Source organism: Mycobacterium sp. HM-7 (assembly GCF_053852335.1).
The window spans coordinates 4,323,252-4,349,797 of sequence record NZ_CM132657.1 but is presented as its reverse complement, the minus strand read 5'-3'; the positions used below and the strand labels follow the sequence as shown (position 1 = coordinate 4,349,797).

Sequence of the window (26,546 nt, the reverse complement as noted above, 5' to 3'; positions counted from 1 at the left end):
TCTCTCCAGCGGTCGGTCACGTACGTGAGGCGCATCTGCTGGAGAGTCGCAGACCGCTAAATCATCGCACCGGTTTCACCAGGCGCTCGACGCCAATTCGTCGATCCGGTGCTGCGGGGGACGGGTCCCGGGGATACCGTGACGGGGTCGTTCCGGCAGGGGTGAAGGAGGAGCGGGCTGCATGGTGACCCGGTTGTCGGCGTCGGACGCGTCGTTCTACGGGCTGGAAGACTCATCGACACCCATGTACGTCGGGACGCTGTCCATCCTGCGCCGGCCACGCGCCGGCCTGAGCTACGAGACGCTGCTGGCGACCGTCGAGGCCCGGCTCCCGCAGATCCCGCGCTACCGGCAGAAGGTCCGCGAGGTCACGCTCGGCCTGGCCCGGCCGGTCTGGGTCGACGACCGCGACTTCGACATCACCTATCACATCCGGCGCTCGGCGCTGCCGTCTCCGGGCAGTGATGCCCAGTTGCACGATCTGGTGGCCCGGCTGGGCTCGCGGCCGCTGGACAAGACGCGGCCGCTGTGGGAGATGTGCCTGGTCGAAGGGCTCTCCGACAACCGCCTCGCGATCTACACCAAGACCCACCAGGCCCTCGTCAACGGCATGACGGCGCTGGAGGTCGGGCACGTCATCGCCGACCGGACCCAGAAGCCGCCCGAGTTCGGCGAGGACATCTGGATCCCGGGACGCGAGCCCAGCGACGTCTCGCTGCTGTTGGGCGCCATCGGGGAGTGGATCACCCGGCCGACGGCGCAGTTGGCCGCGGTGCAGTCCGCGGCGGCGGACATGATCTCCAGCACCGAGCAGTTCGTCGAGGCCGGCAGGCGGGTCATCGACGTGGCCCGCACGATGGTGCGCGGTACCGCCCCGAGCAGCCCGTTGAACGCGACGGTCTCCCGCAACCGGCGGTTCACCGTCGCCAAGCACGAGCTGGAGGAGTACCGCCAGCTGCGGACCCGCTTCGAGTGCGACGTCAACGACGTGGTGCTGTCGGTGGTCACCGGCGCGCTGCGGAACTGGTTGATGTCCCGCGGCCAATCGGTGTCGACGGGTCTGACGGTGCGGGCCATGGCGCCCATGTCGGTGTACCCCGAAACCGACCATCTGGAGACCGCCGGCCCTGGGCAGGCGATCAGTGAGGTGACGCCGTTCCTGGTGGATCTGCCGGTAGGTGAGAACAACGCGCTGGTCCGGCTGTCCCAGATCGCGCACGCCACCGAGACTCAGGCGACCACGACCACCCCCGTCGATGCACGCACCATCGTCACCCTGTCGGGGTTCGCGCCGCCGACGCTGCACGCCATGGGCACCCGGGTCGCGACGAGTTTCCCGGCGCGCCAGTTCAACCTGTTGATCACCAACGTGCCGGGGGCGCAGAAGCAGATGTACGTGGCGGGCACCAAGCTGCTCGACACCTACGCGGTGCCGCCTCTGCTGAACAATCAGGTGCTGGCGCTCGGCATCACGTCGTACAACGGCAGCCTCTACTACGGCATCAACGCCGACCGCGAGGCCATGAGCGACGTCGACGTGTTTCCCAGTCTGCTGCGCGAAGCGCTCGACGAACTGCGGGAGGCGGCGCGCTGATGGCCACCAGGAAGAAGGCCCGCAAAATCCCGAATGACGTCTACGAAGCCGAGATCTTCCGGCTGCAGACGGAGCTGGTGAAACTGCAGGAGTGGGTCCGCGCCACCGGTGCCCGCGTCGTCATCGTCTTCGAGGGACGCGACGCCGCCGGCAAGGGCGGCACCATCAAGCGCATCACCGAATACCTCAGTCCGCGCATCGCACGGGTCGCGGCCCTGCCGGCGCCGAGTGACCGGGAACGGGGCGAGTGGTACTACCAGCGCTACATCGCACACCTGCCGGCCAAAGGCGAGATCGTGCTGTTCGACCGCTCCTGGTACAACCGGGCCGGGGTGGAGACGGTGATGGGGTTCTGCACCCCGCAGGAACATGCGCTGTTCCTGCGGCAGACCCCGATATTCGAGCAGATGCTGATCGACGACGGCATCATGCTGCGCAAGTACTGGTTCTCGGTGTCCGAGAGTGAACAGCTGAAGCGGTTCCGGTCCCGGCTGAACGACCCGGTCCGGCAGTGGAAGCTCTCACCGATGGACCTGGAGTCGGTATACCGCTGGGAGGACTACTCGCGGGCCAAGGACCAGATGATGGTTCATTGCGATACGCCGCAGAGCCCGTGGTTCGTCGTCGAATCCGATATCAAGAAGCACGCGCGGCTGAACATGATCTCCCATCTGCTGTCGACGATCCCGTATACCGCGGTCGACCACGCGAAGGTGGAACTGCCGCAGCGTCCCGTGGTCTCGGGCACGTACGTCCGGCCATCGCGTGAGCTCACCACGTATGTGCCAGATCACGTGGCCGAGCTGATGGGCGATCCCGAGAGATCCCTTTAGAGTTCCCTGGTGCGTGTCTATATTCCGGCGACCCTGGCCATGCTGTCGCAACTCGTGACAGACGGGGTGATGCCGGCCCGCAGCGGTACCGCGTTCGCGGTGACGCCGACCCTGCGTGAGGCCTATGCGCACGGCGACGAGGACGAGCTGGGCGAGATCGCGCTGCAGGAAGCGGCCCTGGCGTCACTGCGGCTGCTCGCCGGCGAAGGGGTCGGCGAAGGGCTCGGCGAGGAAGCCGGGTTGCCGCCGCGGCGGGCGGTGTTGGTGGCCGAGGCCGAGGACGTGACGGTGCGTCCCGATCTGGATGACGCGGTGGTGCGATTGGCCGGGCCGGTCAAGCTGGTCGACGTGATCGCGGCGTACGTCGACAACTCGGCCGCCGAGCCTGCGGTGCTTGCTGCGGTGGGTGTGGTGGATGCTGCCGACCTCGGTGACGAGGACGCGGAGCTCACCGTCGGAGATGCCCAGGATCATGATCTGGCGTGGTACGCCGCTCAAGAGTTACCGTTTTTGTTGGAGCTGCTGTAGCCCTTGCGCCTGGCTCGCAGGGGTAGCTACCTGCGCGTAGGTTACGGTACCGTAGGTTAGGACGAGCTGGTCGGGACGCGATCAGTAGTGACCACCTGAGCGGGAGTGAACGTGGCCAAGAACACCATCAAGGTCTCGGCCAATGTCGTCGATACGGTGCGGCCCAAGGTTGCCGGCGCCAAGCAGCGGCCGGGCTGGCACGCGCTGCGCACCCTTGTCGGGCGCATCACCACACCGCTGCTGCCGGACGACTATCTCAAGCTGGTCAATCCGCTGTGGTCGGCGCGCGAGTTGCGCGGCAAGGTGGTCGAGGTTCGCCGGGAAACCGAGGATTCGGCCACGCTGGTGATCAAGCCGGGCTGGGGTTTCTCGTTCGATTACCACCCCGGTCAGTACATCGGCATCGGGCTGCTCGTGGACGGCCGCTGGCGGTGGCGGTCGTACTCACTGACCTCCAGCCCGGTGGAGTCCCGCGGCGACCACACCATCACCATCACCGTGAAGGCCATGCCCGAGGGCTTCCTGTCCACCCACCTGGTCGGTGGCGTCGCGCCGGGCACCATCGTGCGGCTGGCCGCGCCGCAGGGCGAGTTCGTCATGCCGGACCCGGCGCCGGGCAAGGTGCTGTTCCTGACCGCCGGCTCGGGTGTCACCCCGGTGATGTCGATGCTGCGCACCCTCGCGCGTCGCGATCAGATCACCGACATCGTCCACCTGCACTCGGCTCCGACCGAGGCCGACGTCATCTTCGCCGACGAGTTGGCGCAGCTGGCCAAGGATCACCCCGGCTACCAGCTGCGGGTGCGGGCCACCCGGACCGAGGGTCGCCTGGACCTGTCCAAGCTGGACGACGAGGTCGCCGATTGGCAGACGCGGGAGGCGTGGGCGTGTGGTCCGGAGGCCATGCTGCACGACGCGGAACGGGAGTACGAGGCGGCGGGGCTCGGGGTGCGGTTGCACTTGGAGCGTTTCGCGGCCTCACGGGCTGCGGTCGAGGGCACCGGTGGTTCGGTGACGTTCCAGCGCAGCGGAAAGACCGTCGTCGCCGATGCGGCGACGTCACTGATGGAGGCCGGTGAACAGGCCGGCGTCCGCATGCCGTTCGGCTGCCGGATGGGGATCTGCCAGTCGTGTGTGGTGAGTTTGCTGGACGGTCACGCGCGAGATCTGCGCACGGGTGAGGAACGGGAGCCCGGGACTCGGGTGCAGACCTGCATTTCGGCTGCGGCCGGCGACTGTGTGTTGGATATTTAACCCAGCAGCAGATATGAGAAATCTAGAGTTAGCTGGCTAGAAACCTACTATGCCGTAGGTTACGCTAGCGTAGGTAGTTGGGAAGGAGGTCGACAATGGCAGTGACTGATGTACCGGAATTCGTGCACTTGACCGAAGCTGATATCGAGGCTTTGGGCAATGAGCTCGACGCGATCCGACAAGATATCGAGGAATCCCGCGGCGTCCGCGACGCGCGATACATCCGCCGCACCATCGCGGCACAGCGTGCTCTCGAGGTAGCCGGCCGCCTGCTGTTGTTGGGCAGCTCGAAGCGGTCGTTCTGGTGGGCCGGGGCGAGCACGCTGGGCGTGGCCAAGATCGTCGAGAACATGGAGATCGGCCACAACGTCATGCACGGCCAGTGGGACTGGATGAACGATCCCGAGATTCACTCCTCGACGTGGGAGTGGGACATGAGCGGCGCGTCCAAGCACTGGCGGTTCACCCATAACTTCATGCATCACAAGTACACCAACATCTTGGGCATGGACGACGACGTGGGCTACGGCGTCATCCGGGTCACCCGCGATGCGAAGTGGCGGCCGTTCAACCTCTACGGCAATCTGCTCTTCAACACGCTGCTGGCGATCGGTTTCGAGTGGGGCGTCGGCCTGCAGCACCTGGAGCTCGGCAAGATCTTCAAGGGCCGCGACGACCGCAAGGCCACGATGGTTCGGGTGCGGGAATTCGGCGTCAAGGCTGCGCAGCAGCTGACCAAGGACTACGTCGCGTACCCCGCGCTCACGTCATTGTCGCCGGGTGCCACGTTCAAGTCGACGCTCAAGGCCAATGCGGTGGCCAACGTCATCCGCAACGTGTGGTCGAACGCGGTGATCTTCTGCGGCCATTTCCCGGACGGTGCGGAGAAATTCACCAAGACCGACATGGTGGGTGAGTCGCGCGGTCAGTGGTACCTGCGCCAGATGCTGGGCAGTGCCAACTTCAACTCGGGCCCGGTGCTGCGCTTCATGAGTGGCAACCTGAGCCACCAGATCGAGCATCACCTGTTCCCGGATCTGCCGAGCAACCGGTACGCCGAGATCTCGGTCCGGGTCCGGGCGCTGTGCGAGAAGTACGACCTGCCGTACACCACCGGGCCGTTCCTGGTGCAGTACGCCAAGACCTGGCGCACCATCGCCAAGCTGTCGTTGCCGGACAAGTTCCTGCAGGACACCGCGGACGATGCGCCGGAGACTCGCAGCGAGCGGATGTTCGTCGAGCTCGACGAGAGCTTCGGCGCCGTCGACCCGGCGACCGGTAACAAGCGCGGTCTGAAGACGGCCATCGCCACCGTGCGCGGCCGCCGTCGGGCCAAGCGCGCCGCCGCCGCCGTGTAGCGGTAAGTGCCTCGGTGAAAACCCCCAAAACCACCCGGTTTTGGGGGTTTTCGCGTCTTTGGATCGTGGTGCTGGGGGCGGCCATCGCCGTCGGCTGCTCGCCGGGGGAGGCGCGGCCCGACACCACGACTGCGCAACTGGGGCATGAGTTCGTGCTCGGCGGTGGGCAGCAGGCAGTGGTCGACGGCGCCGGGATGCGGCTGAAATTCGATCGGGTGCTTGATGATTCGCGCTGCCCGAAGCGGGTGTCGTGTGTCTGGACCGGTGCCGCCCACGTCGCGATGATCGTCACCCCCGACGGGCAACCACCGACGACGATCGAGTTCGACACCAACCCGGCGCCGGGGCAGACCCACATGACCGGGACGGCCGGCGGGTACACCGTCGAATTACGTGCGCTGGAGCCGTATCCCGAGACTCCCGGCACCATCCCGCTCCAGGATTACCGGGCCACGATCCTGGTGGTCCGCTGACCTAATACGTCGGCTCGTGCAGCACCACGAGCAGACGACGGGCCGCGGCGACACGGTCCACGGCCGGGCCGGTGAGCGTATCCAGAGCGCACTCGGGGTCGGCCGGCGGCCCCATGTGCCCGCAGCCGCGGGGGCAGTCCTCGATGGCCTCGGCGAGGTCCGAGAACGCCAGCAGCACGTCGTCGGGCTTGATGTGCGCGAGCCCGAAGGACCGGATGCCCGGGGTGTCGACGACCCAGCCGTCATCGAGCGGCAGCGCCACCGACTGTGTCGAGGTGTGCTTGCCCTTGCCGACGCCCGACACGTCACCGGTGGCCCGGTCCGCCGCCGGCACAAGGCGATTCACCAACGTGGACTTGCCGACTCCGGAATGGCCGAGCAGCACGGTGATCTGACCTTCGAGCAGTGGCGCCACCGCGTCGAGTGGATCGTCGCGGCCGGCAGTGATGATTGTCAGGTCGAGGCCGGCGAACTCGGCGGCGAACGGCTCGGCCGGCGCCAGATCGTTCTTGGTCAGGCACAGGATCGGCCGCAGCCCACCGACATACGCGGCGATCAGAGCCCGCTGCACCAGCCCCGTGCGCGGCGGCGGATCGGCCAGCGCGACCACCATCAACAACTGGTCGGCATTGGCGACCACCACCCGTTCGGTCGGGTCGGTGTCATCGGCGGTGCGGCGCAACACGGTTCGGCGTTCGTCCCGGCGGACGATGCGGGCCAGGGTGTCGGGCCTGGCCGACAGATCGCCGACGATGCCAACAGAGTCGCCTACGACGATCGGCGTGCGGCCCAGCTCGCGGGCCCGCATCGCGGTGACGATGTGGTCGGGATTGCCTTCCAGCGCACAGCCCCAGCGCCCGCGGTCGACGGTGACGACCATGGCCTCGCGGGCGTCGGCATGGGTCGGCCGGTTCTTGGTGCGGGGACGCGAACCCTTGCCCGAGCGCACTCGGACATCGGATTCGTCGTACTCCCGCAAGCTATTTCCCGGCCAGCAGGTCTGCCCACATACCCGGGAAGTCGGGCAGTGTCTTGGCTGTGGTGCCGATGTCCTCGACCTGAATGCCTGGCACCCGCAGCCCGATGATCGCGCCTGCGGTGGCCATCCGGTGGTCGGCGTAGGACTGCCAAACCCCTTCGTGCAACGGCACTGCCGTGATCACCAGGCCGTCCTCGGTCTCGCGGCACTGGCCACCCAGTCCGTTGATCTCGTTGGTGAGCGCGGCGAGGCGGTCGGTTTCGTGCCCCCGCAGATGCGCGATGCCCGAGAGCGTCGACACCGAACCCGGACTGGCGAGTGCGGCCAGCGCCGCCATCGACGGCGCGAGCTCGCCGACGGCTTTCAGGTTGGCGTCGAAGCCCGGGTAGCTTTCTGCGCCCCGCACCTCCAAGTGTGAATCGACCACCTGGACAATGGTATTCAGCTTGCCGAGCAATTCGAGGATGTCGCCGGACGGCTGCACGCTCTGCTCCGGCCAGTGGGCCAGCCGCACCGTGCCGCCGGTCACCACGGCGGCGGCCAGGAACGGCACCGAGTTCGACAGATCGGGTTCGATGGCCCAGTGTCGCGCCGCGATCGGGCCCGCCGACACGTGCCAGCGGTTCGGCGCGCTGTCATCGACCTCGACGCCCGCCTCCCGCAACATCGTGATGGTCATTTCGACGTGTGGTTGCGACGGCACCGTCGCGCCGGTGTGGATGACGGTCAGGCCGTCACGGAACGTCGCTCCCGACAACAACAGTCCCGACACGAACTGCGACGACGACGACGCGTCGATGCGAACCTCGCCGCCCGCGACGGAGCCGGTGCCGGACACGGTGAACGGCATGCCGTCGCCGTCGATGTCGACGCCGAGACCACGCATCGCGTCGAGCAGGGGCGTGATGGGGCGGGTCTTGGCCTGTTCGTCACCGTCAAAGGTGACGACACGATGGCCGACCGCGGCCACGGGCGGGACGAACCGCAGCACGGTGCCGGCCAGCCCGCAGTCGATGCGCACGTCGCCGGCGGGGGAGATGGCACCACCGACAGTCAGCTCGGTGCCGTCACCCGTGATCGTCACGCCGAGAGCCTGCAGCGCCCCGATCATCAGGTTGGTGTCGCGGCTGCGCAGGGCGCCGCTGATCATGGACGAGCCCTGCGCGTTGCCTGATGTTGTCGCCAGGGCTGCCAGGATCAGCGCCCGATTGGTCTGCGACTTCGATCCCGGCACGGTGACGGTGGCCTGCACCGGACCGGTCACCGACGGTGCGGGCCAGAGTTCCATGCCCCTATCCTGCCTGGTATGTGCGGGCGATTTGCAGTCACCACCGACCCGGCGCTGCTGGCCGAGAAAATCCAGGCCTTGGATGAGAGTGCCGCCAAGGCGTCCGAAACCGCGAAAGACAGCGGTGAGCAGGGCAGCACCATGCCGTCTGCCAATTACAACGTGGCGCCCACGACGACAATCAGCACCGTGGTGCGGCGGCATTCCGAGCCGGACGACGAGCCCACCCGCCGCGTCCGGTCGATGCGGTGGGGGTTGATCCCGCCGTGGGTGAAGACCACGGCTGACGGCGCGCCGGACACCAAGGGCCCGCTGCTGATCAACGCGCGCGCCGAGACGGTGACCACGTCACCCGCGTTCCGGGGATCGGCCAAATCGAAGCGTTGCCTCATCCCGATGGACGGCTGGTACGAATGGCGGCCCAACCCCGCGGCCGAGGGCAAGAAGGCCACCAAGACGCCGTTCTACATGCACGCCGCCGATGACGACCTGCTCTTCATGGCGGGGCTGTGGACGACCTGGCGACCGAAAGGGGCGAGCCGGGAGGACACCCCACTGGTCAGCTGCACCATCATCACGACGGAGTCGGTCGGGCCGCTGGCCGGCATCCACGACCGCATGCCGCTGACCATCAGCGCCGCCGATTGGGACCGCTGGCTGGACCCCGACGCGCCCATCGACGAAGGCCTGCTGCGCGGGCACGGCGACCTGGACCGCATCGTCACCCGCGAGGTGTCCAAGTTGGTCAACAGCATTCGCAACAATGGCCCCGAACTGATCGAGCCCGCCGAAGACGAACCCGAAGGGACGCTGTTTTGACCGACCTGGACCCGCTGCTGGTGGAAGCCCTCGGAGCCGATCTGCGCTCTGCCGGATACACCACCGACGGGGTCGCCGAACTGCTCGGCGACGACGCGAACGCGGCGCTGGGCCGAGGCGTGTGGTGGCCGGCATTGCGGGCGACTGCCGACGGCGGCCGACTGGCCACGTTGGTGCGGCTGTTCCTGCTGGGCACCGACGAGCCGGCCGAACAGGTGCAGGCGGCGTTCCCGTCGACCACCCTCGGCGAACTGGCGGCGGCCGGCGTCCTGGACGTCACCGGCACCGCCCGCGCCGCCCTCGACATCCGCCCGCACAGCGACGGGCAACGAGACTTCTACGTCGTCTCCGACCAGGACGCGGCACTGCGCAGCGGTCCGGTCGAGCACGAGCATGTGCTCGGCATCGGCGGCGCGTCGATGTCGTTGGCGCGCGCCGTGATCCGGACCCCGGTGCAGCGGGCACTCGATCTGGGCACCGGCTGCGGCATCCAGGCGCTGCACCTCGCCGGGCACTGCGCCGACATCGTCGCCACCGACACCAACCCGCGGGCGCTGAAGCTCGCGCAGGCCACTGCGGGACTCAACGACATGTCGTGGGATCTGCGGGCCGGCAGCCTGTTCGAGCCGGTGGCGGGGGAGCGGTTCGACCTGATCGTGTCCAACCCGCCGTTCGTGGTGGGCGCGGGTGCCCAGGACTACATCTACCGCGATTCGGGTGTGGCCGGCGATGGGCTGTGCCGCACCATCATCGAGAACGTCGGCAACTACCTGACGCCCGGTGGCACCGCCCAGATCATGGCCAATTGGATTGTCCGCGGCGACGATTGGCGGATCCGGGTGCAGGACTGGCTGGCCGGCACCGGGCTGCACGCCTGGGTGGTGCAGCGGGAACTCGCCGACCCGGTCAGCTATGTGTCGCTGTGGCTGGCCGACGCGGGCGAGTCCGCCGAACAGATCGCCGAGCGCGGCGCGGCTTGGCTGGACTGGTTCGACGCCGAGGGCATCACCGGGATCGGCATGGGCCTGATCTCGCTGCGGGTGCCGCGTGCTGGTGAGGCGCCCGAGCAGATACTCGAGGAGATCACCGATGAACCCGTCACGGGTATTGAGGTGGAGGCGTTCTTCGCGCGCCGGGCCTACCTGCGCGACACCTCGGACGACGCCCTGCTGGCCGCCCGCCTGTCCACCGCGCCGGTCCTGCTGGAGCAGCATTCGCTGCCCGGACCGGACGGCTGGCAGGAGATCGGGTGTGCGGTCCGTCGCCCCGGCGGGCCGGGCGCGGTGCTCGGGGTGGACGAGGTGTTCACCGCGTTACTGGCCGGCTGCCGCGGTGAGGTGCCGCTGGGCACGCTCATCGGACTGCTGGCCGTGCACCACGGCGTCGACGCCGACGCCCTCGCCGAAGCGGCGCTACCGGAGATCCGGGAGGCGATCGGCCGGGGAATTCTCTACCAGGCCAGCTGAATTCAGTGGCAGCCCTTACCGGCGCTGCGCAGTGATCACCGCGTACGGTGCGTCGAAGGCGACGGTGCCGTCGGATGATCGGTGGGCCGTGAACGCCGTTGTGAAGGCGTCGACGAGCCGGGCTCGGGTGGTGTCGTCGAGGTAGGTCAAGGTGGTGACGTGGACCGGGGATTCCTCGGTGACGAACCGCACCGCGTCATCCAGTGACCCGAATTTCCAGACGAGCGTTCGGTTTTCGATGTCCACACCGGTGAAGTCGGCGGCCAGCCGTTCGTGGACCAACTCGGGTACGCCCCACTGCTCGGGTGAGTACGGGCCAGGTTGCGGTTGGCCGAGCACCTCGACGACCGGGGTGAAGAACGGGTTGTCCGCGGCCTTGACCCACGCCGAAAAACCGAGTGTGCCGCCGGGCTTCAGAAGCCGGGCGAGCTCGGCGACCATGGCGGACGGCTCTACGAAGATGGTGCCCATGTTGGACACCGCCGCGTCGAAGGCGGCGTCGGGCAGGCCCGTGGCGGACGCGTCGGCGGCCAGCCACTCGACCGCGTCGCCACCGGGCTTGGCGGCGGCGAAGGCCAGCAACTCCGGCGTGAGGTCGACACCGGTGACGCGCGCGCCGAGGTCCGCGGCGTGCAGCGCGGCGTTACCTGTCCCACAGGCCAGATCGACGAGAGCGGTGCCGGGTCCCGCGGAGACGGCGGCGACGACCTCCGCGGCGATGGGCGCAATGAATTCGGCGACGGCCTCATACCGTCCGACTGACCACGTCGACATGCCGCCACTGTATGCCTACGGTTAGGTCACCATGACCGACGACGAAGAACGTGTGGCCGGCGGCCTACTCGGTTTCGAGATGACGATCGCCGAGTGGCTGGGCACCGCAGCCATGCTCGCCGCGCCGTATCTCGTGCTCGGCGTGCTGTGGGCCGTGACCCACACCGGCGCGTTCGAGGCGGCGCACGGCCCAGAGCGCGTGCTCGTCTTCGTTCGGACCGTGGTGTTCTGGCCGATGTTGCTGCTGACGAGCATGTGCCTGCCATGACCGGTCAGACGCCGGCACTCACTCTCGCGGACTGCCGTATCCAGATTCGGCACCGCACCGCGCGCTGGGACGACTACCCGGTGAGCATCGCCGATGCCGCCGATTTCTGGGGTGCCGCGGCCAGTGCCGCCAACGTCGTCATGCAGCTGTCCTGGCCGGGTGTCGGGCATGGCGTGGTGGAGAGCAAGGTCGATTCGGGGAACCTGCTCAAGCATCCGTGGAAGCGGGCGCGCACCACCTTCCAGTACCTCGCGGTGGCCATCCTCGGCACCGAGGAGGACCGCGCCGCGATGCGCAAGGCGGTCGACACGGCGCACCGTCAGGTGCGGTCCGGGCCGGACAGCCCGGTGCGCTACAACGCTTTTGACCGTGATCTGCAGATGTGGGTGGCCGCCTGTCTGTTCGTCGGCATGGAGGACGTCTATCAACTGTTGCGTGGCGAGCTGACCCCTGAGCTGTCCGAGCAGTTCTACCGGTCCGCGGCCCCGCTCGGCACCACGTTGCAGGTCACCGACGATCAGTGGCCGCCCACCCGGGCTGAATTCGACGACTACTGGACCGCGGCCTGCGCCAAGGTGGCCATGGACGACACCGTCCGCGCCTACCTGACCGACCTGGTACGGCTCAAGATGATCAATCCTGTTCTGGCCCTGCCGTTTCGGCCCCTGCTGCAGTTCCTGACCGGCGGCTTCCTGGCGCCGGTGTTCAGGAACGCGATGCGCATGTCGTGGGGAGGCGGCCGCCAGTATCTGTTCGAAACCTTGTTCCGGCTGGTCGCTTTCGTCAACCGGTTCCTGCCATTGTTCATCCGGCAGGCCGGCAGCTACGTGCTGCTGGCCTACGTACGCAGGCAGATTCGCCGTGATGGGGAGTTGATCTGATGCGCCGATTGCTCAGCCGACGGGTCAGCGTCGGGGCGATGGCCGAGTTCCTGCTGTGGCTGGCGCTGCCGTACCTGCTGGTGGGCATGGTGTGGACGTTCCTGCACCCGCACGCGGTGGAGCAGGTGCAGAAGCAGTGGGACCGGGCGTTCCCCGCCGTCGCGCCGCTGGCCGCGCTCATCGAGGTGACGGTGGCGTGGCCACCGATGATCGCGGGCGTCGCGATCTGTCCGGCGGCCGACTGGAACTGAGTAGCCGCCTACTCTAGACGCGCAACAACCCTCGCCGGACACTCATAACTGCAGGTCGAGTCCCCAGCGGAGGTAGAACCATGACTGCAGTCCAGTCCATTCGTCCGGCCACCATCACGGTAGGTAACCCCGCTGACGGCACCACCGTCGGCCAGGTGCCCATCGACGGACCAGAGGTGGTGGCGGACAAGGCCCGTCGTCTTCGAGCGGCCCAGCCGGAGTGGGAAGCGCTCGGCCCGGACGGGCGCAAACGATGGCTGCTGGCGTTCCAGGACTGGGTGCTGGACCATAGTGAGCAGCTGATCGACGTGATCCAGTCCGAGACCGGAAAGAGCCGGGCTGACGCTTCGAGTGAGCCGACCATGGTGGCCGGCATGCTCGACTTCTGGTCCCGGCATGCCGGGCGTTACCTCGCCGACGACCACCCGCGGTCGTGGAATCCGATCGCCGCGACGAAGCATCTGACGACGGTGTACCGGCCGTATCCGGTGGTCGGGGTGATCACGCCGTGGAACTTCCCGCTGATGATGCCGGGTTATGACGGGGTCGCCGCCCTGGCGGCCGGCGCCTCGATCCTGATCAAACCGTCGGAGATGACTCCGCTCAGCGCCGTCGAGTTCGCGCGCGGCTGGTCGGAGGTGGGTGCGCCACCGGTACTGGAATTGGCCACCGGATACGGCGAGACGGGTGCTGCGGTCATCGCCAACTCGGACTTCGTCCAGTTCACGGGTTCGACGGCGACGGGCCGGAAGGTGGCGGTCGCGTGTGCGGAGCGCCTGATCCCCTGCAGCCTGGAACTGGGCGGCAAGGATCCGGCGTTGGTGCTGTCCGACGCCGACCTGGAGCGGGCGGCCAACGGCATCGTCTGGGGCGGCATGCTCAATGCCGGTCAGGTGTGTGTGTCGGTCGAGCGCGTCTATGTCGAGGCCCCGGTGTACGACGAGTTCGTCGCCAAGCTCACCGACAAGGTCAAGGCGCTGCGGCAGGGCCAGGATGATCGGGGCTGGCGGTTCGACGTCGGCGCCCTGGCCACCATGGCGCAACGGGACATCGTCACCCGGCATGTCGACGAGGCGGTGGCTTCCGGGGCGCGCGTGGTGACGGGTGGAAAGCCCAGCGGCACAGGGACTTTCTTCGAACCGACGGTGCTGGTCGACGTCGACCATTCCATGGCCTGCATGACGCAGGAGACATTCGGCCCCACCCTGCCCGTCATGAAGGTGGCCGACGAGGCGGAGGCGGTCCGGCTGGCCAACGACTCGATGTACGGGTTGTCGGCCACCGTGTGGTCGCGTGACAAGGAACGGGCCGAACGGGTTGCGCGCCAACTCGACACCGGCGCGGTCAACATCAACGACGTGCTGGCCAACGGCTTTGCGTCGGAGATACCCATGGGCGGCTGGAAGCAGTCGGGCATCGGCGCCCGCGGCGGTGGCGCACACGGAATCAGGAAGTACTGCCGCGCCCAGGCGATCACCTCGGCGCGCCTACCCGAACTGGCGACCGAGCCGATGTGGTATCCGGCGTCGCGCCGGCGCACCGGTTTTGCCCTGGGTCTGTTGCGCGCGGCGGCCTCACACGGCCTGCGTCGGGTCGGTATCAGCCCGAAGCGAGCAGACCGATGAAATGCCGTGGTGCGGTGCTGCGCGGAGTCGGAAGAGACTGGGAGATCGAAGAGATCACGCTCGACCCGCCGCGGGAGGACGAGGTGCTGGTCAAGATGGCGGTGGCCGGAATCTGTCACTCCGACGACCATTTCGCGACCGGCGACATGGTGGCTCCGCCGGAATTGATCGCGATGTACGAGGCGATGGGTATTCCCGTGCCGGATTACTTCCCGGTGCTCGGCGGACACGAGGGAGCCGGAATCGTCGAGGCAGTGGGGCCGGGCGTTCGGTCGGTGCAACCGGGTGACCACGTGGGGCTGTCGTTCATCGCCGCATGCGGCACCTGCCGCTGGTGCGTGTCGGGCATGACGTACCTCTGCGACAACGGCGCGTTGATGTTGTCCAAGGAGATGGTCACCGACAACACCGTGCGCCGCCACGTGGGCGACGAGGACCTGATGGCTTTCGCGCAGCTCGGCACGTTCGCCGAGTATGCCGTCCTGGCAGAGGCATCGGTGATCAAACTCGACGATGCGATTCCGCTGGAGGCCGCATCGCTGGTGTCCTGCGGCGTGACGACGGGCTGGGGGTCAGGGACCACGGGCGTCGGTACATTGCCCGGCGACACCGTCGTCATCGTCGGCACCGGGGGAGTGGGGATCAATGCGGTTCAAGGTGCCCGTGCCGCCGGAGCGAATCTGGTGATCGCAGTGGATCCCGTTGAATTCAAACGCGATTCGGCAAAGTTCTTCGGTGCGACCGATACCTGCCCGTCGATCGAGGAGGCGATACCGCTCGTCCAGCAGCTGACGAAGGGGGTGATGGCCGACCGCGTGGTGCTCACCCCGAGCGTGGTTCGTCCGGAGATGGTGGCCCCTGCGTTGGCATTGACCCGCAAGGGCGGCACCTGCCTGATGACGGGCGTCCCGAAAGTCGAGCTCGGCATGGTGCCGATGGTGCTGGTCGACATGCTGCAGAACTGCAAGACGTTCAAAGGCCTGCTCTATGGCGGCATGAATCCGCGAGCGAGCACGCCCATGCTGCTGGACATGTACCGCAATGGTCACCTCAAACTCGACGAGCTGGTGACCAAGCGGTACCGCCTCGATCAGATCAACGACGCCATCACCGATCTACGGGAAGGCCGCAACATCCGCGGCATCATCGAGTTCGATTAGACGTCAGTGGCCGGTCAGGGACCGGTGTATCCGGGCGGGTTGGGGGTGTCGACCCACAGGTCGACGCCGAGTTCGCCGCCCTGCACGCAGTTGTACACCGACAGGTCGGTGACGCCGGAGTCCAGCAGCACGTCCTCGCACAGCAGGCTCTGTCCGGTGTATTCGCGGGCCGGCTTGTTGAAGACGGCGTAGGCGGCGTCGGAGTACACCTCGGGCTTGCGGGCCTTGGCCATCGCCTCGTCACCGCCGAGCAGGTTCTGTACTGCGGCGGTGGCGACCAGGGTGCGCGGCCACAGGGTGTTCGAGGCGATGCCGGCCTCGCGCATTTCTTCGGCGATGCCCAACGCGCACAACGTCATGCCGTACTTCGCCATCATGTAGGCGGTCGGCTTGAGCCACTCGGACTCCAGTCGCAGCGGTGGCGACAGGGTCAGGATGTGCGGATTCTCGCGGCCTTTCATGTGGGGGATACAGGCCTGCGAGACGGCGTAGGTGCCGCGGATCTGGATGCCGTTCATCAGATCGAAGCGTTTCATCGGCACTTCCTCGATGGAGCCGAGGTTGATGGCCGACGCGTTGTTCACGCAGACGTCGATGGCGCCGAACTGCTCGACGGCCTGGGCCACCGCGGCGGTGACCGAGTCGGGGTCGCGCACGTCGCCGACGATCGGCAGCGCCTGGCCACCGACCTCTTCGATCTCCTTGGCCGCGGTGTACACGGTGCCCTCGAGTTTGGGATGGGGCTCGGCGGTCTTGGCGAGCAGGGCCACATTGGCGCCGTCGGCCGCGAACTTCTTGGCGATGGCCAGGCCGATGCCACGGCTGGCACCGGAGATGAACATGGTCTTCCCGGACAGTGTCATGCGCACACCCTATGTCGCCGGAGTTACCGCGGAGTACATATCGCGGCGGTCACTGCCGAGGTGGCGGCCACCAGGTCCGCCGGGGCCAGCACGATGTCCAGTCCGCGTTTGCCTGCGCTGCACAGGACCCGGTCCCAGCCCAGCGCCGACTCGTCGACAACCGTCGGCAACGATTTGCGTTGTCCCAGTGGCGAAATGCCACCGACGACGTATCCGGTCGAGCGTTGCGCAGCCGCCTGCTCGGCCATCTCGGTCTTGGGCACGCCGAGCGCGGTCGCCGCGGCCTTGAACGACAACTTGGCGGGCACGGGCAGTACCGCGACGGCCAGACCGCCGGGAATCGCCAGTACCAGCGTCTTGAAGATCTGGGCTGCGACGAACCCTCCCGCGGCGAGTTCGGTGACGGCTTCGTCGCCGAACGACGTCGCCCGCGGGTCGTGCCGGAACTGCCGTACTTCGTAGCTGATTCCGGCGGCCTGCAGGGCCTTGATCGCCGGGGTTGCCGCGCTCGCCATGGCGTCCAAGGGTAGGGGCGGGAACCTCGTTGGGAACAACGCGGCGGTGCGCTGCTGTTACTCCCGTCAGCATGGTCAATTAATGGCTGACGTACTTGTCGGTCGCAGCCTCTAGGATCGGACGGAAGGGGACACAGGTGCCAACGGCATGTCTGGAACGTCCGGTCGAGTTGCCGGACCTGTTGCGTGGCGCCGCGACAGAAGGGACGGTCTCGACCACGATGACCGACATAGACGGGCTGGGTTCCGCAGTCGAGAGCGATGCGGAGCTGACGGCGCGTTTCGAACGCGACGCCATTCCGCTGTTGGATCAGCTCTACGGCGGCGCGCTGCGCATGACGCGCAATCCCGCGGACGCCGAGGATCTGGTGCAGGAAACCATGGTCAAGGCCTATTCGGCTTTCCATTCGTTCCGTGAGGGCACGAACCTCAAGGCGTGGCTGTACCGGATCATGACCAACACGTACATCAACAGCTACCGCAAGAAGCAGCGGCAGCCGGCGGAGTACCCGACTGACGAGATCACCGACTGGCAGCTGGCGGCCAACGCCGAGCACTCGTCGACCGGTCTGCGCTCAGCCGAGGTCGAGGCGCTCGAAGCGCTGCCGGACACTGAAATCAAGGCAGCGCTGCAAGCGTTGCCGGAGGAGTTCCGGATGGCGGTGTACTACGCCGACGTCGAGGGCTTCCCGTACAAGGAGATCGCCGAAATCATGGATACCCCGATCGGGACGGTGATGTCCCGCCTGCACCGTGGCCGCAAGCAGCTGCGTGAACTGTTGTCGGGCGTTGCCCGGGATCGCGGCTTTCTCCGTGGGGAGAGCCTCGACACCCAGGAGGTGTCCTGATGGGCGACGAGTTCACCCGGCCCGACGGGCACGATTTCCAGCCGCCGATCGGCCCGGTCGACCCTGAGCACCCCGAATGCGCCGCGGTGATCGCCGAGGTATGGACCCTGCTCGACGGGGAATGCACCAGCGAGACGCGCGACAAGCTGCGGTTCCACTTGGAGGAATGCCCCACCTGCCTGCGCCAGTACGGCGTGGAGGAGCGGGTTAAGGCGCTGATCGCCACCAAGTGCAGCGGCGAGAAGGCCCCTGAGGGCCTGCGTGCGCGGCTCAAGCTCGAGATCAGCCGCACCACCATCATCCGCGGCTGAAAAAACCGCCCGGTTCCTCTGGGGAGCCGGGCGGTTTTGGAAGGCGGTGGGTCAGGCGTTGGGACGCCGGCCGTGGTTGGCCTTCGAGTGCTTACGGTCACGCTTCTTGCGGCCACGCTTGGCCATGATGGTCCTCCAAAGGTTCGGTTGCTCGCCCTACAGTGTCGCACGGCCACGCCACCCAATTGCAAACCGTGGTGCTGTGGTGCAATAGAGGCCGCAGGCACCGCCTGCGGACAGATACGTAGACGAGTGGGGTGAAGATGGCCGAGGACGTTCGCGCTGAAATCGTGGCCAGTGTGCTCGAGGTCGTGGTTCGCGAGGGCGACCAGATCGGCGAGGGTGACACGGTGGTGCTCCTCGAGTCGATGAAGATGGAGATTCCGGTGCTGGCCGAGGTCGCCGGCACGGTGACATCCGTCAACGTGGCTGTCGGCGACGTGATCCAGGCCGGCGATCTGATCGCCGTCATCGGCTAGGCGCCCCCCAAAAAAGCGGATAGCGCGACATGTCCACTCTCGGTGACCTGCTCGCCGAGCACACTGTCCTACCCGGCAATGCCGTCGACCACCTGCACGCCGTGGTCGGTGAATGGCAGCTGCTGGCCGACCTGTCGTTCGCCGATTACCTCATGTGGGTCCGGCGCGACGACGGGGCGCTGGTGTGCGTGGCCCAGATTCGGCCCAACACGGCGCTGACGGTGCTGTTCGCCGACGCGGTCGGAACCACCAACTCTGCTGCCGACATGCCCGCCGTCACCGCGGCCTTCGAAACCGGGCTCATCGGCCGCGGCAAGGAAAATTCTGCCGCACAAGGTGATTCGCGGCTGAATCTCGAGGCCGTACCCGTCCGCTACGGCAACGACGTCGTCGCGGTGCTCACCCACCAGACCGCCCTGGCCGACCGTCGCAAGGTCGCGCCCCTGGAGCAGGCCTATCTGGACTGTGCGCGCGATCTCCTGCGCATGCTCGCCGAGGGGACGTTCCCGAACGTCGGTGATGTGCCGATGTCGCGGTCGAGTCCCCGCGTCGGCGACGGCTTGATCCGGCTGGATGTCGACGGGGTGGTGGTCTTCGCCAGCCCCAACGCCATCTCCGCCTATCACCGCATGGGGCTGGCCACCGAGCTCGACGGCCAGAACCTGATCAGCGTCACCCGTCCGTTGATCTCCGACCCCTTCGACGCGCAGGAACTGGCGAACCACGTCCGCGACCTGCTGGCGGGCGGCTCCAGCATGCGCATGGAGATCGACGCCGGCGGGGCCGCGGTGCTGCTGCGCACCATCCCGCTGTCTGTCGGGGGCAACGCGGTGGGCGCGGCGGTTCTGGTCCGCGACGTCACCGAGATCAAGCGCCGCGACCGTGCCCTGCTGTCCAAGGACGCCACGATCCGCGAGATTCACCACCGGGTGAAGAACAACCTGCAGACGGTGGCCGCGCTGCTGCGGCTGCAGTCCCGCCGTATGAACAACGCCGAGGCGCGCGAGGCGCTGCTCGATTCGGTGCGCCGGGTGTCGTCGATCGCGCTGGTGCACGATGCCCTGTCGCTGTCGGTGGACGAGGAAGTGAACCTCGATGAGGTGATCGACCGCATCCTGCCGATGATGAACGACCTGGCGTCGCTGGGGACACCCATTCGGGTGCGGCGGGAGGGCGATCTGGGCGTGCTGGACGCCGACCGGGCACACGCGCTGATCATGGTCATCACCGAACTGGTGCAGAACGCCATCGAGCACGCTTTCGACCCGAGTACCGAGCCCGGCAGCGTGACCATCAAGGCCGACCGCTCCGCGCGCTGGCTCGACGTCGTTGTGCATGACGACGGGCACGGGTTGCCCGAGGGGTTCACCCTCGAGAACTCGGACCGCCTGGGGTTGCAGATCGTGCAGACACAGGTGTCGTCGGTGCTCGACGGCACGCTGAGCATGAATGCGGCGCCCGGCGGCGGTACGGATGTGGTGTTGCGCGTCCCGATCGGTCGCCGCGGCCGAGCCGCGCAATAGGCACCGCGGTAGGGCTACGCAATAGGTATGGCGCAATAACCCAGCCGCGCAATATATTTCGCGGTGCGGCTGGTCTCGACAGACAAAAAATGACCCCGGCTCGTCGCCGGGGTCATTTTCGAATGCCGTGGTGGCTAGACGCCGGTGCGAGCCTTGGTGCGCGCGTTGCGACGCTTCAGCGCGCGACGCTCGTCTTCGCTCATACCGCCCCAGACGCCCGCGTCCTGGCCGGACTCCAGTGCCCAGCTCAGGCACTCCGTGGTCACCGGGCAGCGGTTGCACACGAGCTTCGCGTCAGCAATCTGCGCGATGGCCGGGCCGCTGTTTCCCACGGGGAAGAACAGTTCCGGATCCTCGTCGCGACAGACCGCCTTGTGGCGCCAATCCATGGTCAACACTCCTCACTGGGCGCGCAGCAAAGCGCGCAAGGTTTTTTCACTTCGGCTGTTAACGGGTGCACACGAAATGTTTCTGCACTGTTGCATCTGATGTTTTCACAGGCTGGACAGATGTCAATAGCGGCGCGTTAACTCGTGGGCAATGTCACTGCGGACCCGGGTTGGCAGGCCCCTAAACCAGTTGTACTACACTTGGCCCACCTGCGCCCTAAATTTTGCAAAGTGTTATCAAGATCGCTGGTCACTGTGCTATCGCTGGTGGCGCGACCACATTGAGCGCCGCCGGAACCGACGTGAACGTCATGCTTTCGCGCAGGCCAACGAAATCTCCGTCAATTTGGCACGCAATAGGTGTGTCACTTGTCACGCGCAGCCATGGCAGGTCGTCGTCACGGATCAGATGGGGACCTTCGATCTGTGGCGTACGCGACAGCATCCGTCGCAGCAATCGAAGGTTGGCCCAGATGCCCATGCTGGTGGTCGCGAATACACCCAGCCCCGTCTCGAATGTCGTTGTGGGGTTGGTCCAGACCGGCCGGCTGTTGGCGTAGGTCCACGGACTGGCGTTCGAGACGAAGGCGAAGTGCACGCCCGGGATCGGCTCGCGGTCCGGTAGGTGCAACGTCAGCCGCGGGGGTTTCCGCGCGCTGCCGACGGCCTCGCGGATCGCCACCCGGATGTACCGCGACGCGGTCACCTTGCGGCCCTTGGCCCGCTGCTCCTCGACGGCCGCCACGACCTCGCCGTCCACCCCCATGCCGGCGGTGAACACCGACCAGCGGTCACCGCAGTCCATCAGCCCGATGCGCCGCCAGGGCACGCCTCGACGGTATTCGCTGAGTTGGTCGACGAGCTGATTGGTCGCCTGCAACGGGTCGGGGCTGATGCCGAGGGCCCTGGCGAAGACGTTCGCCGAACCGCCGGGCACCACGCCGACGGCGGTGTTGGAGGCGCCGGGCACCCCACCCGCGTGCCCGAGGATGCCGTTGACCACTTCGTTCACCGTGCCGTCGCCGCCGTGCACGATCACGACGTCGGTGCCGTCAGCGGCGGCCTGGTGGCCGATCTCGATGGCATGGCCCCGATGGTCGGTATGCGCCACCGTCAGGTCGACGCGGCTTTCCAGCGCGTGGGCAAGTAGGTCCCGGCCTGCCGGGGTCGTCGAGGTTGCGTTCGGATTCACGATCAGCACGGCACGCACGGGTGACGAGCCTATCCGCGTCGCGACCGTCGGCAACTCGGTCGCCGGGGTACTACTCCACGAAATCGCCGTCGACGTACAGCCAACGGCCGTCTCGGCTGCGGGTGAAGCGGCTGCGCTCGTGCAGGATGTGCCGACTGCCGTCGCGCACGTACTGGGCGCGGAACTGCACCACGCCGGCCTGATCGTCCGCACCACCGGCCTCGGTGTCGACGATCTGCAGCCGGCGCCAGACGACGTCGTGATCGAGGTCGAGGTCTGCCGGCCGGGCGCTCGGGTGCCACGTCGTCAGCAGGTAGTGGACGTCGCCGAGAGCGAACGCGGTGAACCGCGAACGCATCAGCGCTACCGCGGTGACAGCGGGCCGCTCGCCGCGGTGCAGCGGGCCGCAGCAGTCGGCGTATGCCATCCCGGTATCGCAGCGACACGGTTCATTGTTGGTCGGCACCCGGCAATTCTGCCTGTTCGCAGCCGGTACCGTGAGTAGGTGACCGATCGCCGCCTGCTCCTCGTCAACGGGCCCAACCTGAATCTGTTGGGCACTCGCCAGCCGGAAATCTACGGCTCGACCACCCTGGCGCAGATCGAGCAGGCCGTCACCGACCTGGCCGCACAACTCGGCTACTCCGTGCGGGCGGTGCAGAGCAATCACGAGGGCGAGCTGGTCGATGCGATCCAGGCGGCGCGTACCGACTGCGTCGGCATCGTGATCAACCCCGCCGCATACAGCCATACGTCGGTGGCCATCGCCGACGCCCTGACTGCGGCCGAATTGCCGGTTGCCGAAGTGCATTTGAGCAACATCCACAAGCGCGAGGCCTTCCGGCACCACTCGTATGTCTCGGCTGTTGCCGAGACCGTGATCGCCGGCGCGGGGCCCATCGGCTACGAGCTGGCGGTGCGGTACCTGGCAGATCGGTTGTCGCGGTGAGCGAACCGACGATCCATCCGCCGTCCGTACGCCGCGCCGGATTCCTGGTCGCGGCCGAAGGCGTGCTCGGACTGATCGGGGCCGCAGTGTACGTGGTGCGCGGGCTGGCCGGTGCCGACCAGCACATCGTCAATGGTTACGGCAATGCGATCTGGCTGGTGTGCATCGGCGGGGCGGTGCTCGCCGGCGGCTGGGCGCTGATCACCGGTCGACGCTGGGGCCGCGGCATCGGGGTGTTCGCCAACCTGCTGCTGCTCGGCGTCGCCTGGTACGTCTTCCAATCCGGCCAGCTGCAGTACGCCATCGTGGTCGGGCTCGTCGCCATCGTCACGCTCGCGTTGTTGTTCAGCCCATCGACCGTGGAGTGGATCTCGAAGCGGGACTGAGATTTCAGTCAGCACTCAAGGCACGCTGGGCATGGGCCCGGCGGTCCTCGATGACCCGGCCGAATTCCTGTAACAGCACCGGATTTCGCTGCACCACCATCTCGATGTGGTCGCGCTCGACGTGTACCAGGGTGACCTCGTCGAGGGCGTGTGCATTGCCGATGACCGGTTGGCGGGTCAGCGTGCTCTGACCGAGATAGCCGCCTTCGTCGAGGATTCCGATCACCGCGCCCGGCTCATCGGTGGTGCCCGTGGTCAGTTGGATGCGACCGGACACGATGAATCGCATGCCTTCCGGCACCTCGCCGGAACGCTGGATCGCTTCGCCGATCGCGTAGCGTTCCAGGGTCGCCGCCGGGGCGAGTTCGGTCTGCTCTTCGTCGCTCAGGTGCAGCGTCGGCGCGATGACGCGCCTGACAGCCTCTGCGAGCCGTTCGGGCGTGGAGAACTCGTCGTCGGCTTCGTCCAGGTGCAGGCCAGTCCGCCGGGAGGCGTACCAGACCCATTGCAGGAAAAGTGTTTTCGCGTGTGCATCGTCGGCGGGGGAGTGCAGTGGAATGGTGGTTTGATATTGGAGCCCGCCGGCAGGGGTCGACGACACGGTGCCCTCGCGGCGGCGCATGGGCAGTTCGGCGCCCAGCCCGGTCAGCATGGCGCACACCTGGTTCGGCGGATCGTCGAGCGAGAAGATCGTCGTCACGGTGATCGAGTGCGCGTCCGCGGGCCGGCTCAGATTGGTGAACGACGCGCCGGCCAGGACCGAGTTGGGGGTGATCAGCGTTCCGGCGCCGGTCTCCAGATGCACTGCACGCCAGTTGACTTCGACCACCCGGCCCCGGGCTGCGGTGGTGTCCAGCCAGTCGCCGATCTGGAACGGCTGCTCGAACAGCATCAACAGGCCCGAGATGATCTGGCCGACCGAATTCTGCAGTGTCAGGCCGATGACGATCGAGGTGATGCCCAGCGCGGTGAACAGGCCGCGGACGTTCGCTCCCCAGATGTACGAGAAGATCACCGCCAGGCCGACGGCGATGAGGACGAACCGGGCGACGTCGACGAAGATCGTCGGAACCCGCTTGCGCCATGTCCCGGCCGGGGCGCCCTGGAACAGGGTGGCGTTCACCCCGGACAGCAGCAGGATCAGCACGACGAACGCGAAAAGTGTTGCGACGGTGCGGACCGAGGTGGCTTCGGCCGGGACCTGGCGGGCTTCGGTCAACAGCAGCAGCAGCGCGCCCAGGGGCAGCAGGTAGTTGCGCAGCACGGTCACCGGCCGGAGCAGGAAGCTCTGTCTGCGGCGCAGCGCGTGCTGCCATTCGGTGAGCGCGACCAGCCCGATGGGCAATCCGACCGCGATGCCCACGGCCCAGTAGAACCAGGCCGAGGTGAAAACGTCGGCGATCATTGCGGTGCCACCAGCCTCCAGATCGGCTCGTCCGCCCCGTCCACGGACATGGTGCCGACAGAAGTGAACGTCATGGTGGCCTGCAGCGCCTGATAAACCCGGTCGGTGACGTCGATTCCCGGTTGCGGCGAACCGCTCTTGACCTGATAGGCGACGTTCACCGCGGCGCCCCACATGTCGTACACGACGGAGTGCTGACCGCCGAGGCCGCTGCTGACGGTGCCGGTGTCGATGCCGGCTCGCAGGCTCAGGTGGTTGTCCGTTTCACTGTTGAATCGTTCGATGATCCGTTGGCATTCCAGCGCGAAGTCGACGGTCCGCCGGACGTTGTCCAGCCTCGGCACGTTGAGTCCGCAGCTGCCCAGGTAGCCGTTGCGGATCGGGCGGCCGCGTTCGATGCCGAGACTGTCTGCGGCCGCGTCGAATTGGCGCTCGATCTCGTTGACCACCGCGAGTGAACCGGCGGACGTAAGCTCGGCCTGCAAGCGGTCCAGCCCCAGAATCTCGGTGAAGATCACCGTGACGTTCTGATGCTCCTCGGCGACGATTTCCTCGCCCTGCTGGTAACGCTCGGCGACCGGTTCGGGCATCAGGAGCGCCAGGAGCTTGGCGTTCTCCTTGCGCTGTTCGACGAGGAGCTCCTCTTTCACGGTCAGACTTCGGCTCATCTCGTTGAAAGCCGCTGTAAGCTCACCGATCTCGTCTCGCGTCTCGACGGGTACGGTGACGTTGTAGTCGCCGGCGCTGATCCGCTGCGCGCCGGCTTCGAGCCGCCGGATCGGCCGGACGAAAAGCTGAGCGAGGAACATCGCCGCGATGCAGACGGCGAAGATGATCCCGACCGTCGTCAACACCATGGTCCGGGTGAATGCGGTCTCCCGCTGGAAGGCCTCCGCGGTATCGATCTTGCCGATGATGGTCCAGTGCAGTTCGGCGTCGGGAATCACGATGGGGGCGTAGGCGAGTAGCACCTCGTGGCCCAGGTAGTCGGTGGACAGGCGGGTGCCCGACTCGCCGCGCAAGGCCTGCCGGTTCGTCTCCGACGGCACCGGCTGCACCAGTGTGGTGCCGCCCAACTGGATCGCCCGGTCGGCGACGTCGGCCGGGGTTCCCGCCGCGACGACGTCGCGCTTGTATTGCTGCGGATTCTGCAGGAACATCCGGGAATCCGAACGCATCAGGTCGTCGGGCCCGACGAGGAAGACCTCACCGGTGTTGCCCAGACCCGATTCGTTCCAGCGCTTGTCGAAGGTCATCAGCCGGTTGATCTTCGAGATCGGGAACTGGAGGGCGAGCACACCCATCGCGCGTCCCGCCGTCACGATCGGGGTGACCATCCAGGAGGTGGGTTGGTTCTCCGCCGGTTGGTAGATCTCGAAATCGGTGATGCCCACATAGTCGACAGAGTTCGCGGACATCGCTTTCTCGTATGCGCCACGGAGTTTGGAGCCGCTGTAGGGACCGGTCAGGATGTTGGTGCCCAGGTCGACGTCCTTGTACGCGGTGTAGACCATGTTGCCGCGGTTGTCGAGCAGGATGGCGTCCTGGAATTCGAACCGGGTGACGATCTGCCGGAAGAAATCCTGGTATCGGGCGTTCGCCGCTGACCAGGTGCTGCCGTCATGGGCGTCGTCGATCTTGACCGCCGTGTCGTCGTCTTTCCGTGCGGCGGTGTAGTTCGCCTGCAGGTATCGCTGCGCGTTGTCCCTCGGGAGCAGTTGATCGGCATTCAGTTTGGCGCCGCTGGACTGCTGCACCTCTTTGAGAAATGTGTTGGTGTAGTAGTCGGTGATCGACTGTGACTGCGCCGGACTGACGGGTTTGTCCGCCAGCGCGTCGAATCCGGCGGTGAAGTCCACGAGCGCGGCCTGGGTGTGGGCGCCGCGCGCGTAGATGATCATCGAGTTCTTCAGATCGGACAGCTGATCCTTCAGCTCGCGGGACTGCGACTGCCGAAGTTCGGTGAGCCGGTTGAGAACCGAGTCCCGCAGGGAGGCTCGACCGGCCCGGAACCCGATGACACCGACGACGGTCGCCGCGACGATCGTGCACAGCACCAGCATCACCACGAGCTTCGACTGGATGCTCACTCTGGACAGCAGTTGCCGACGCTGGAATCGCATTGCCGTCCCTCC

30 protein-coding genes are annotated in these 26,546 nt (G+C 66.9%); 19 read left to right on the top strand and 11 right to left on the bottom strand.

Annotated features, from left to right (window positions below):
* Nucleotides 1-181: 181 nt before the first annotated feature.
* From ACWW1C_RS20925 to ACWW1C_RS20900, 6 genes are all read left to right on the top strand, one after another.
* The gene (locus ACWW1C_RS20925; RefSeq protein ID WP_455980054.1) at nt 182-1,594 is read left to right on the top strand and encodes a WS/DGAT/MGAT family O-acyltransferase; all 1,413 of its coding nucleotides are present in this window, start codon (nt 182-184) and stop codon (nt 1,592-1,594) included.
* Nucleotides 1,594-2,427 carry a polyphosphate kinase 2 gene (gene ppk2 / locus ACWW1C_RS20920; RefSeq protein WP_455980053.1) on the top strand — a complete coding sequence of 278 codons (834 nt, stop codon included), beginning with the start codon at nt 1,594-1,596 and terminating at the stop codon, nt 2,425-2,427. Before ACWW1C_RS20925 ends, ppk2 begins: the two co-directional genes overlap by 1 nt.
* A gap of 6 nt (nt 2,428-2,433) precedes the next feature.
* Nucleotides 2,434-2,955, top strand: coding sequence for a DUF6912 family protein (locus ACWW1C_RS20915; protein ID WP_455984374.1), 522 nt, complete (start codon nt 2,434-2,436; stop codon nt 2,953-2,955).
* A gap of 111 nt (nt 2,956-3,066) precedes the next feature.
* Nucleotides 3,067-4,209, top strand: a complete 1,143-nt coding sequence (locus tag ACWW1C_RS20910; RefSeq protein ID WP_455980052.1) for a ferredoxin reductase — start codon at nt 3,067-3,069, stop codon at nt 4,207-4,209.
* Nucleotides 4,210-4,304: 95 nt separating this feature from the next.
* Nucleotides 4,305-5,567 (top strand): fatty acid desaturase family protein, encoded by a 1,263-nt coding sequence (locus ACWW1C_RS20905; protein WP_455980051.1) that lies wholly within the window; start codon nt 4,305-4,307, stop codon nt 5,565-5,567.
* Nucleotides 5,568-5,581: 14 nt separating this feature from the next.
* The gene (locus ACWW1C_RS20900) at nt 5,582-6,040 is read left to right on the top strand and encodes a hypothetical protein (protein WP_455980050.1); all 459 of its coding nucleotides are present in this window, start codon (nt 5,582-5,584) and stop codon (nt 6,038-6,040) included.
* Nucleotide 6,041: 1 nt separating this feature from the next.
* On the opposite strand, the gene rsgA is transcribed toward ACWW1C_RS20900, so the two are convergent.
* Together rsgA and aroA are read right to left on the bottom strand one after the other, a co-directional pair.
* Entirely contained in the window at nt 6,042-7,019 is a 978-nt protein-coding gene (gene rsgA, locus ACWW1C_RS20895) for a ribosome small subunit-dependent GTPase A (protein ID WP_455980049.1), read from the bottom strand.
* A gap of 1 nt (nt 7,020) precedes the next feature.
* The gene (aroA, locus tag ACWW1C_RS20890) at nt 7,021-8,307 is read right to left on the bottom strand and encodes a 3-phosphoshikimate 1-carboxyvinyltransferase (protein ID WP_455980048.1); all 1,287 of its coding nucleotides are present in this window, start codon (nt 8,305-8,307) and stop codon (nt 7,021-7,023) included.
* A gap of 18 nt (nt 8,308-8,325) precedes the next feature.
* Here aroA and ACWW1C_RS20885 point away from each other — a divergent pair, with 18 nt between their 5' ends.
* Together ACWW1C_RS20885 and ACWW1C_RS20880 are read left to right on the top strand one after the other, a co-directional pair.
* Nucleotides 8,326-9,126, top strand: coding sequence for an SOS response-associated peptidase (locus tag ACWW1C_RS20885; RefSeq protein WP_455980047.1), 801 nt, complete (start codon nt 8,326-8,328; stop codon nt 9,124-9,126).
* Complete coding sequence (locus ACWW1C_RS20880) at nt 9,123-10,592, top strand: DUF7059 domain-containing protein (RefSeq protein ID WP_455980046.1); 1,470 nt, start codon at nt 9,123-9,125, stop codon at nt 10,590-10,592. Before ACWW1C_RS20885 ends, ACWW1C_RS20880 begins: the two co-directional genes overlap by 4 nt.
* 15 nt (nt 10,593-10,607) lie before the next feature.
* On the opposite strand, the gene ACWW1C_RS20875 is transcribed toward ACWW1C_RS20880, so the two are convergent.
* Nucleotides 10,608-11,366 carry a class I SAM-dependent methyltransferase gene (locus ACWW1C_RS20875; protein WP_455980045.1) on the bottom strand — a complete coding sequence of 253 codons (759 nt, stop codon included), beginning with the start codon at nt 11,364-11,366 and terminating at the stop codon, nt 10,608-10,610.
* Nucleotides 11,367-11,397: 31 nt separating this feature from the next.
* Here ACWW1C_RS20875 and ACWW1C_RS20870 point away from each other — a divergent pair, with 31 nt between their 5' ends.
* The 5 genes from ACWW1C_RS20870 (at nt 11,398) to ACWW1C_RS20850 (ending at nt 15,551) form a co-directional block, all read left to right on the top strand.
* Nucleotides 11,398-11,634: a hypothetical protein gene (locus tag ACWW1C_RS20870; protein WP_455980044.1), complete on the top strand. Its 237-nt coding sequence runs from the start codon at nt 11,398-11,400 to the stop codon at nt 11,632-11,634.
* A complete protein-coding gene (locus ACWW1C_RS20865) occupies nt 11,631-12,515 on the top strand; it encodes an oxygenase MpaB family protein (protein WP_455980043.1) in 885 nt (294 codons plus the stop codon). Before ACWW1C_RS20870 ends, ACWW1C_RS20865 begins: the two co-directional genes overlap by 4 nt.
* A complete protein-coding gene (locus tag ACWW1C_RS20860) occupies nt 12,515-12,766 on the top strand; it encodes a hypothetical protein (protein ID WP_455980042.1) in 252 nt (83 codons plus the stop codon). The genes ACWW1C_RS20865 and ACWW1C_RS20860 overlap by 1 nt, the downstream gene beginning before the upstream one ends.
* Before the next feature lie 80 nt (nt 12,767-12,846).
* The gene (locus ACWW1C_RS20855; protein WP_455980041.1) at nt 12,847-14,391 is read left to right on the top strand and encodes an aldehyde dehydrogenase family protein; all 1,545 of its coding nucleotides are present in this window, start codon (nt 12,847-12,849) and stop codon (nt 14,389-14,391) included.
* Nucleotides 14,388-15,551, top strand: a complete 1,164-nt coding sequence (locus tag ACWW1C_RS20850) for an NDMA-dependent alcohol dehydrogenase (RefSeq protein ID WP_455980040.1) — start codon at nt 14,388-14,390, stop codon at nt 15,549-15,551. The genes ACWW1C_RS20855 and ACWW1C_RS20850 overlap by 4 nt, the downstream gene beginning before the upstream one ends.
* A gap of 14 nt (nt 15,552-15,565) precedes the next feature.
* On the opposite strand, the gene ACWW1C_RS20845 is transcribed toward ACWW1C_RS20850, so the two are convergent.
* Nucleotides 15,566-16,414 carry an SDR family oxidoreductase gene (locus tag ACWW1C_RS20845; protein WP_455980039.1) on the bottom strand — a complete coding sequence of 283 codons (849 nt, stop codon included), beginning with the start codon at nt 16,412-16,414 and terminating at the stop codon, nt 15,566-15,568.
* 23 nt (nt 16,415-16,437) lie between these two features.
* Entirely contained in the window at nt 16,438-16,929 is a 492-nt protein-coding gene (locus ACWW1C_RS20840; RefSeq protein WP_455980038.1) for an aminoacyl-tRNA deacylase, read from the bottom strand.
* A 221-nt stretch (nt 16,930-17,150) separates the two neighbouring features.
* On the opposite strand from ACWW1C_RS20840, the gene ACWW1C_RS20835 reads away from it, so the two are divergent.
* Nucleotides 17,151-17,777 (top strand): sigma-70 family RNA polymerase sigma factor, encoded by a 627-nt coding sequence (locus ACWW1C_RS20835; protein ID WP_455984373.1) that lies wholly within the window; start codon nt 17,151-17,153, stop codon nt 17,775-17,777.
* The gene (gene rsrA, locus ACWW1C_RS20830) at nt 17,777-18,088 is read left to right on the top strand and encodes a mycothiol system anti-sigma-R factor (protein ID WP_455980037.1); all 312 of its coding nucleotides are present in this window, start codon (nt 17,777-17,779) and stop codon (nt 18,086-18,088) included. The genes ACWW1C_RS20835 and rsrA overlap by 1 nt, the downstream gene beginning before the upstream one ends.
* A 51-nt stretch (nt 18,089-18,139) precedes the next feature.
* Here rsrA and ACWW1C_RS20825 read toward each other — a convergent pair whose 3' ends face one another.
* Complete coding sequence (locus ACWW1C_RS20825; RefSeq protein ID WP_085976028.1) at nt 18,140-18,214, bottom strand: 50S ribosomal protein bL37; 75 nt, start codon at nt 18,212-18,214, stop codon at nt 18,140-18,142.
* A 137-nt stretch (nt 18,215-18,351) separates the two neighbouring features.
* Here ACWW1C_RS20825 and ACWW1C_RS20820 point away from each other — a divergent pair, with 137 nt between their 5' ends.
* Nucleotides 18,352-18,567, top strand: a complete 216-nt coding sequence (locus ACWW1C_RS20820) for a biotin/lipoyl-binding carrier protein (RefSeq protein ID WP_036421130.1) — start codon at nt 18,352-18,354, stop codon at nt 18,565-18,567.
* A gap of 29 nt (nt 18,568-18,596) precedes the next feature.
* Entirely contained in the window at nt 18,597-20,090 is a 1,494-nt protein-coding gene (locus tag ACWW1C_RS20815; protein ID WP_455980036.1) for a sensor histidine kinase, read from the top strand.
* Between the two features lie 134 nt (nt 20,091-20,224).
* Here the strand turns inward: ACWW1C_RS20815 and whiB1 are convergent, their stop codons facing one another.
* The 3 genes from whiB1 to ACWW1C_RS20800 all read right to left on the bottom strand — a co-directional run bounded on the left by whiB1 (nt 20,225) and on the right by ACWW1C_RS20800 (nt 22,098).
* Complete coding sequence (gene whiB1, locus ACWW1C_RS20810) at nt 20,225-20,479, bottom strand: transcriptional regulator WhiB1 (protein WP_043392449.1); 255 nt, start codon at nt 20,477-20,479, stop codon at nt 20,225-20,227.
* A gap of 250 nt (nt 20,480-20,729) precedes the next feature.
* Entirely contained in the window at nt 20,730-21,689 is a 960-nt protein-coding gene (locus tag ACWW1C_RS20805) for a diacylglycerol/lipid kinase family protein (RefSeq protein ID WP_455980035.1), read from the bottom strand.
* Nucleotides 21,690-21,741: 52 nt separating this feature from the next.
* On the bottom strand, nt 21,742-22,098 hold the full coding sequence (locus ACWW1C_RS20800; protein ID WP_455980034.1) for a YchJ family protein: 357 nt from the start codon (nt 22,096-22,098) through the stop codon (nt 21,742-21,744).
* Between the two features lie 78 nt (nt 22,099-22,176).
* Between ACWW1C_RS20800 and aroQ the strand changes: the two genes are divergently transcribed.
* Both aroQ and ACWW1C_RS20790 read left to right on the top strand, forming a co-directional pair.
* Entirely contained in the window at nt 22,177-22,620 is a 444-nt protein-coding gene (aroQ, locus tag ACWW1C_RS20795) for a type II 3-dehydroquinate dehydratase (RefSeq protein WP_455980033.1), read from the top strand.
* The gene (locus ACWW1C_RS20790; protein WP_455980032.1) at nt 22,617-23,006 is read left to right on the top strand and encodes a hypothetical protein; all 390 of its coding nucleotides are present in this window, start codon (nt 22,617-22,619) and stop codon (nt 23,004-23,006) included. Before aroQ ends, ACWW1C_RS20790 begins: the two co-directional genes overlap by 4 nt.
* A 4-nt stretch (nt 23,007-23,010) precedes the next feature.
* Here the strand turns inward: ACWW1C_RS20790 and ACWW1C_RS20785 are convergent, their stop codons facing one another.
* Together ACWW1C_RS20785 and ACWW1C_RS20780 are read right to left on the bottom strand one after the other, a co-directional pair.
* Complete coding sequence (locus ACWW1C_RS20785) at nt 23,011-24,408, bottom strand: mechanosensitive ion channel family protein (RefSeq protein WP_455984372.1); 1,398 nt, start codon at nt 24,406-24,408, stop codon at nt 23,011-23,013.
* Nucleotides 24,408-26,534, bottom strand: a complete 2,127-nt coding sequence (locus tag ACWW1C_RS20780; protein WP_455980031.1) for an adenylate/guanylate cyclase domain-containing protein — start codon at nt 26,532-26,534, stop codon at nt 24,408-24,410. The genes ACWW1C_RS20785 and ACWW1C_RS20780 overlap by 1 nt, the downstream gene beginning before the upstream one ends.
* Nucleotides 26,535-26,546: the final 12 nt, after the last annotated feature.